Annotated in this window: 7 protein-coding genes and 1 pseudogene; 1 reads left to right on the top strand and 7 read right to left on the bottom strand. The window is 67.4% G+C overall.

Annotation, left to right across the window (positions count from 1 at the left end):
- The 6 genes from rplA to gloA form a co-directional block, all read right to left on the bottom strand.
- On the bottom strand, positions 1–541 hold a 541-nt coding region (gene rplA, locus KBZ15_RS14755), incomplete at its 3' end, for a 50S ribosomal protein L1 (protein ID WP_255015962.1).
- A 100-nt stretch (positions 542–641) separates the two neighbouring features.
- Positions 642–1067 carry a 50S ribosomal protein L11 gene (rplK, locus tag KBZ15_RS14760; RefSeq protein WP_254930413.1) on the bottom strand — a complete coding sequence of 142 codons (426 nt, stop codon included), beginning with the start codon at positions 1065–1067 and terminating at the stop codon, positions 642–644.
- Between the two features lie 103 nt (positions 1068–1170).
- Entirely contained in the window at positions 1171–1788 is a 618-nt protein-coding gene (nusG, locus tag KBZ15_RS14765; protein WP_254930425.1) for a transcription termination/antitermination protein NusG, read from the bottom strand.
- Positions 1789–1885: 97 nt separating this feature from the next.
- Positions 1886–2134: a preprotein translocase subunit SecE gene (gene secE / locus KBZ15_RS14770; protein WP_197152141.1), complete on the bottom strand. Its 249-nt coding sequence runs from the start codon at positions 2132–2134 to the stop codon at positions 1886–1888.
- Between the two features lie 47 nt (positions 2135–2181).
- Positions 2182–4896 carry an ATP-dependent Clp protease ATP-binding subunit gene (locus tag KBZ15_RS14775; protein WP_255015963.1) on the bottom strand — a complete coding sequence of 905 codons (2715 nt, stop codon included), beginning with the start codon at positions 4894–4896 and terminating at the stop codon, positions 2182–2184.
- Positions 4897–4907: 11 nt separating this feature from the next.
- Positions 4908–5300 (bottom strand): lactoylglutathione lyase, encoded by a 393-nt coding sequence (gloA, locus tag KBZ15_RS14780; protein ID WP_254930411.1) that lies wholly within the window; start codon positions 5298–5300, stop codon positions 4908–4910.
- A 68-nt stretch (positions 5301–5368) separates the two neighbouring features.
- On the opposite strand from gloA, the gene eno reads away from it, so the two are divergent.
- Positions 5369–6664 (top strand): phosphopyruvate hydratase, encoded by a 1296-nt coding sequence (gene eno / locus KBZ15_RS14785; RefSeq protein ID WP_255015964.1) that lies wholly within the window; start codon positions 5369–5371, stop codon positions 6662–6664.
- Between the two features lie 50 nt (positions 6665–6714).
- Here the strand turns inward: eno and KBZ15_RS14790 are convergent.
- Positions 6715–7371 (bottom strand): annotated as a pseudogene (locus KBZ15_RS14790) (AarF/ABC1/UbiB kinase family protein); the annotation flags it as partial.

Genomic DNA, 7371 nt, shown 5'->3' on the forward strand with positions numbered 1-7371 from the left:
AATCGAAGCTGGCCTTGCCGAAGCGCACGTGCACGATGCCGGCCCGGTCGGCCCGAAACTCCAGCTTGCCGGCCTTGAACTCGTTGATGGCGCCAGCCAGGTCGGTGGTGACGGTGCCGGCCTTCGGGTTTGGCATCAGGCCCCGGGGGCCGAGCACCCGGCCCAGCTTGGCCACCTTCGGCATCATGTCCGGGGTGGCAATCAGCAGGTCGAAGTCCATTGCGCCCTTGGCAATCTTGTCGACCAGGTCGTCGTCACCGGCCAGGTCGGCGCCGGCGGCCTTGGCGGCAGCCACTGCCTCACCGCGGGCGATCACGGCGATGCGGATGGTCTGGCCCGTGCCGTGGGGCAGGGCCACGGTGGTACGCAGCTGCTGGTCTGTGTATTTGGGATCAATGCCAAGGCGCACATGGGCCTCGACGGTTTCATCAAATTTGGCGGTGGCGGTGGTCTTGACCAGCTCAATCGCCTCGAGGGGGGCGTAGCTGCGGTCTTCGACCGTGGCTCTGAGGGCAGCGAAGCGCTTGGAAATTTTCGGCATGGTGAGGATGGGGTACGGGCGATTCAGGGCGTGGCCGTTGAACAGATGGACTGGTCAGGGTTGCCTGGATCTCCCCCGGATAGGTGGGGATTAGTCGGGATTAGTCGTTTACGGCGACGCCCATGTTGCGGGCGGTGCCTTCGATGATGCGCATGGCCGACTCCACACTGGTGCAGTTGAGGTCGGGCAGCTTGGTCTTGGCGATCTCCTCGAGCTGGGCACGGGAAATGGCACCCACCGCCCCCTTGGCGGAGGTGGCGGCACCCTTTTCAATGCCGGCAGCCTTGGTGATCAGCACGGAAGCTGGCGGGGTCTTGGTGATGAAGGTGAAGCTGCGGTCTTCAAAGACCGAGATCTCCACCGGAATCACATAGCCGGCCTTCTCCTGGGTGCGGGCGTTGTACTCCTTGCAGAACGCCATGATGTTGACGCCGTGCTGGCCGAGGGCAGGGCCCACCGGCGGCGCGGGGTTGGCTTTGCCGGCCTGGAGGGCCAGCTTGATCACGGCTACGATTTTCTTGGCCATCGTCTGAGGCTACGGGGCGGATCTGCGGATGACCCCCAGGTAGTGGAGGTGTGGGGTGAGGGCCGTCCTCCGCAGGGAGACGGCCGCTGGGCGGGGCTGGGGCCTAGCTCTGTTTGCTGATCTGGGAAAACTCCAGTTCCACCGGGGTCTCCCGGCCGAAGATCGAGAGCAGGGCCTTGAGCTTGTTGCGCTCACCCGACACCTCGATCACCTCGCCCTGGAAGTCTTTGAACGGACCTGCCGTGACCAGAATCTGGTCGCCCTCGGTGAGATCCACCTTGACGACGGCCTTCTTCTCGGCCGCCCGCTTGAAGATCCGGTCGACCTCGTTGCGGCTTAGGGGCCGGGGCTTGATGTGGCCCCGGGCCTTGGCGGTGGCACGGCGCTCTTCGGCCCCCACGAAATTGATCACATTGGGGGTGCTGCGCACCGCCATCATCGTGTCCTCATCGAGCACCATCCGCACCAGCACATAGCCCGGGAATACCTTCTCCTCGGTGCTCTGGCGGGTGCCATCTTTTTTGAGCTTCACCCCAGGGGTCTGGGGGATCTCGATCTCGAGGATGCGGTTGTCGACCCCCAGGGTGACGGCCCGCTGCTCGAGCGTGGCCTTCACCTTCTTCTCGCAGCTGGAGGCCACCTGCACCGCATACCAGCGAGCCACCTGGAGCTTCTCACCGCCAGCGGCCGGCGCTTCTTGAAGATCGAGGGGGCTCACCACCTCGCTAAAGGGCTCGGACAAGGGCTCGGTTAAGGGCTCGGACACGGGGTTCACGGCAGGAACGGAATCGACGGACGGGACAGCAAGCAACAAGGGTTCAACCAAACACCTGACTGGACGCCCAGCCGTAAAAACGATCCAGCGCAGCGATCGCCGCAGCCGAGATGCTCACCATCAAGATGACGGCCACCGATTCGCTGAACAGCTGCTGGCGGCTGGGCCAGACAACCTTGCGCAACTCCGCCAGGGTTGCGGCGACAAAGCCCCCAGGAACGGCCGATGACTCGGCAGCCGGGGTGGCCTGTTCAGGGCTTGGGGAATCGGGTTGGGGGGAGTCGGAATCCACTGGCGCTTGCGCACGGTGGCGTCCGCGCGGATCGGCAAACGAACACCCTACCCGAGGGGCTCAAAGCTAAGGGGGTTGCCGGCCACCACACGCACGCCCTGGGCACCGCTGAAGCGTTCCGCCAGCAGCTCGGTGGCCAGAGGGTTCTCCAGCTGGCGGCGCAGCACCCGCCGCAGGGGCCTGGCCCCATATTCGGGCTCATAGCCCTGCTCGGCCAGGGCCTGCACCACCGGCTCGGGCACCTCCAGCTGGAGGTGCTGCTCCGCCAGCAGCCGGGCCAGCTCGGCCAGCTGCAAGCGGACGATGCGCTGCAGATCGGCCGGGGCCAGGGGCCTGAAGCGGATCACCTCGTCGATGCGGTTGAGAAATTCCGGTCGAAACTGGGCCGCCAGGGCCTGCTCAACGGCCTGCTCCAGGGCCTGCTCTCGCTCGGCCGGGTCACCGCCGGCCCTGGCGTTCTCCAGGATGGCGCGGCTGGCCAGGTTGCTCGTCATGATCACCACCGTGTGGCGGAAATCGACCGTGCGGCCCTGGGAATCGGTGAGGCGGCCGTCATCGAGCACCTGCAGCAGCAGGTTGAACACCTCGGGATGGGCCTTCTCCACCTCATCGAGCAGCAGCACCGCATAGGGCCTGCGCCGCACCGCCTCGGTCAGCTGGCCTCCCTCCTCATAGCCCACGTAGCCGGGCGGCGCCCCCACCAACCGGGCCACGGCGTTGCGCTCCATGAATTCACTCATGTCGAGCCGCACCAGGGCTTCGTCCTCATCGAAGAGGGCCGCCGCCAGAGCCTTGGCCAACTCGGTCTTGCCGACGCCGGTGGGACCCAAAAACAGGAAGGAGCCCACCGGCCTGGTGGGGGACTGCATGCCGGCCCGGGCCCGGCGAATCGCCGCGGCCACGGCAGCCACCGCCGTCGGCTGGCCAATCACCCGCTCGCCGAGCCTGGCCTCGAGCTCGAGCAACTTCTGACGCTCGCCGGCCAGCAACCGCTGCACCGGAATACCCGTCCAACGGGCCACCACATCGGCAATGTCGCCCTCCTCCACCTGCTCCCGCAGGATTGGTTCGGCCTGGAGTTCGGCCTCGAGGGTTTCGCGGCGCTGCTGCAGCCCGTAGAGCTGGTCGTGCTGCAGCCGGGCCGCCTCCTCGTAGTCGCCCTGGCGCTCGGCTTCGGCGATCGCCGTGCGCAGGTCTTCATCCTGCTGCAGCAGTTGCCGCAGTTCCGCCAGCCGCTCCCGCTCGGCCTGCCAGCGCTGCTGCACCTGCTGGAGGGCCTCGGTGGCCCGGCGCCGCTGCTCCTGCCACTGCACCCTTTCCTGCTGGGGTGACGCCTCAGCCGAGAGCAGGGCCAGCTCCACCCGGCGCAGCTCCGCTTCCGCCGCCTCGACGAGCTGGGGCTTGGAGGTGACCTCCATGCGCAGCTGGGCGGCCGCCTCATCCACCAGATCGATCGCCGAATCGGGCAGGGCCCGGTCGGTGATGTAGCGATCGGCCAGCCGGGCCGCCGCCACCAGGGCCTGGTCGGTGATCGCCACACCGTGGTGCAGCTCGTAGCGCTCCTTCAGGCCCCGCAGGATCTCCACGCTGGTGTCTGGCCCGGGCTCCTTGATCAGCACCTGCTGGAAGCGCCGCTCCAGGCCTGGATCCTTCTCGATGCTGCGGCGGTAGTCCTCCGGGGTGGTGGCACCGATGCAGCGCAGGTACCCCTGGGCCAGGGCGGGCTTGAGCACGCTGGCGGCATCGGCGGTGGAGCGGTCGCTGCTCACCACCGTGTGCAACTCATCAATGAAGAGCACCACGCCGGCCGCACCGGCCACCGCATCGGCGTCGCGCACCTCCTTGAGCACGGCGCGCAGGCGCTCCTCAAACTGGCCGCGAAACTTGGCGCCGGCGATCAGGGCGCCCAGATCCAGCGCCACCAGCCGCAGGCCCAGAAGTGAATCGGGCACCTCGCCGGCCACGATCCGCTGGGCCAGCAACTCGGCCACGGCGGTCTTGCCGACGCCGGGCTCACCGATCAACACCGGATTGTTTTTGCTGCGGCGGGAGAGCACCTGGATCAGGCGACGCATCTCCAGGTCGCGGCCGATCACCGGATCGAGCTCGCCAGAGCGGGCGGCGGCGGTGAGGTCGCGGCCGTAGCGCTCAAGGGCGCAGGCCTCGGCTGGCTCGGAGGAGCCTGGGGGCTCGGGTTCCAGGCGCAGCTCGGGGGCTGGGGCAGCAGGGCCAGCAGCAGTGGCAGGAGGGGTGGGAGTGGGAGCCGCTGGAGGAGCAGCTGGATGAGCAGTTGGGGGGGTGGGGAGCGGGGCCCTGTCGATCCAGTCGTCCGGGCAGAACTGGCGCCGCAACAGGTCTTCACTGAGGCCCTCCGGCACCAGCAGGGAGGCTCCGATCCTGGGATCCCCCACCAGGGCCACCAACAGCTGGGGCACATCCAGCAAGGGGGCTCCCCAGGCGACCCTGCAGCGCTCGGCAGCCTCCAGCAGATCTTCCAGGGCATCGCCGATGTACAGCTCCGGCCCGTTGGCGCTGGGCTGGTCTGCACAGAAGCTCTCCAGCCGATCCAGCAGCCGGTCGGGATCGAGGGGCAGGGGATCCAGCCAGCGGTCAAAGCGCCGCTCCGACAGCAGGGTCTGCAGCAGGTGCTCCACGTCCATGGCGCCATGGCGCCAGCGGCGAGCAGTGTCCTGGGCAGCCAGGAGCAGCTCCCAGCCGTCATCGCTGAAGCGATCGGGGTCGCTGGTGAGGCTTGGGGACATGGGCTTGGGGATCAGCCTGGGGCAGAGATCTGGATCAGTTCCACCTTGTAGCCATCAGGATCCTCCACGAAGGCAATCACCGTGTTGCCGTGCTTCATCGGCCCTGGTTCGCGCACCACCTTGCCCCCCTTGGCCGCTATCGCCGCACAGGTGGTGTAGATGTCATCCACCCCCAGGGCGATGTGGCCGTAGGCGCTGCCTAGCTCGTAGTGGCTGGTATCCCAGTTGTGGGTGAGCTCCAGCACGGTGGTGTCGCTCTCGTCGCCGTAACCCACGAAGGCCAGGGTGAACCGGCCCGAGGGGTAGTCCTTACGGCGCAGCAGGTCCATGCCCAGCACCTCCGTATAAAAGAGAAGGGAGCGATCCAGATCCCCCACCCGGAGCATGGTGTGCAGCATTCGCATCGATCCACCCGATTAGCTGCCAGCTATCAATCATAGGATCGCCCCAAAGACAACAGCCGACGACCCACGTGATCGACTCCCTCGACCTAGTGATCGACACCGTGGTGGCCCGGGAGGTGCTCGATTCCCGCGGCACCCCCACCGTGGAGGCTGAGGTGATGCTGGAGGGCGGCGCCAGTGGCCGGGCGATCGTGCCCAGCGGCGCCAGCACGGGCGCCCATGAGGCCCACGAACTGCGCGACGGCGGCAACCGCTACTTCGGCAAGGGGGTGACCCGGGCCGTCAGCAACATCGAGGAGAGGATCGCGCCAACCCTCTGCGGCCTCAGCGCCCTCGACCAGAGTGCCGTCGACGCCGCCATGGCCGAACTGGACGGCAGCGACAACAAATCCAGCCTCGGCGCCAATGCCGTGCTGGCCGTGAGCCTGGCCACCGCCAGGGCAGCCGCCAACGGCGTCGGCCTGCCCCTCTACCGCTACCTGGGAGGCCCGCTGGCCAACCTGCTGCCGGTGCCGCTGATGAACGTGATCAACGGCGGCGCCCACGCCTCCAACAACATGGACTTCCAGGAGTTCATGTTGGTGCCCCACGGCGCGGCCAGCTTTAGCGAAGCCCTGCGCATGGGCGCCGAGGTGTTCCACACGCTCAAGGGGTTGCTGAGCAGCCAGGGCCTCTCCACCGCCGTTGGCGATGAGGGCGGCTTCGCCCCAAACCTGGCCAGCAACGATGCGGCCGGCGAGCTGCTGATCCAGGCGATCGAGAAGGCCGGCTATCGCCCCGGCGACCAGATCTCCCTGGCCCTGGATGTGGCGAGCACAGAATTTTTCAAGGACGGCCGCTACAACTTCGGCGGCGGCAGCTACAGCAGCGCCGAGATGGTCGACCAGCTGGCCCTGCTGGCCAGCCGCTTCCCGATCGTGTCGATCGAGGATGGCATCGCCGAAGACGACTGGGAGGGCTGGGCCCTGCTGACCGAGCGGCTGGGCAAGACGGTGCAGCTGGTGGGCGATGACCTGTTTGTGACCAATACCACCCGGCTGCAGCGGGGCATCGACCTGGGCGTGGCCAACTCGATTCTGATCAAGGTGAATCAGATCGGCTCACTCACCGAAACCCTGCAGGCCATCGATCTGGCCGGTCGGGCTGGCTACACCAGCGTGATCAGCCACCGCTCTGGCGAAACCGAAGACACCACCATCGCCGACCTCGCCGTGGCCACCCGCGCCGGCCAGATCAAAACCGGCTCCCTCAGTCGCTCCGATCGGGTGGCCAAGTACAACCAGCTGCTGCGCATCGAAGATGAGCTCGGCAGCCAGGCGGTGTATGCCGGCGCCGAAGACCGGGGCCCCCGAGGCAAAGCCTGAGCTCAGCGACCTCTTCGCTCAGCAGCCTCTTCGCTCAGCGACCTCTTCGCTCAGCGAGAACCGGGCAGCTGATCGAGCCGGCCATCGCGCTTGAGCCGGCCCTGCAATTTCAACCAGCTCAGGGCCACGGGCAGGGCGCCCACCAGGGGAATGGCAGTGAGGGCGGGGCGGCTGCTGGCTGCCAGCAGGGCCGCAGCCACGGCCAGGCCGGCCAGAAGCATGGACTGGCCGGCAACCTGCTGGGCCAGGGCGAGGCGGCGCAACAGGCGATCGGTTTCGCCGGCCCTGATCTGCACCTGCAGGTCGCCCTGCTCAATGCGGGCCAGGCTGTCGTCCAGGCGTTTGGGGATACCCAGGGCGCGGCTGCCCACCTCGGCCGCCTGGCGCGAGATTTCGTTGAACAGCTCGTTGCCGAACCGATCGCCGCCGCCGCTGCCCGAACCGCTTGAAGTCATTAGAGGAAGCAGGTAGGGGCGGGCAATCGCCACCAGGCTAAAGCTGGCATCGAGGCTGCGGCCGACCCCCTCAAAGGTGCTGAGGGCCCGCATCACGAAAATCAGCTCAGGGGGCAGGCGAAAGGGCTGGCCGTAGACCAGGTCATAGAGATCGCCCGACAGCCGCTCCAGCACATTGGCGGAGAAGGGCGGCGTGAGGGCCTCCTCCAACATCACACGCACCAGGCGCCTCACCGGCCCAGGGTCAATGCC

It is taken from the genome of Cyanobium sp. BA20m-p-22, from assembly GCF_024346275.1.
In the GTDB taxonomy this organism is placed as follows: Bacteria; Cyanobacteriota; Cyanobacteriia; order PCC-6307; family Cyanobiaceae; genus Cyanobium_A.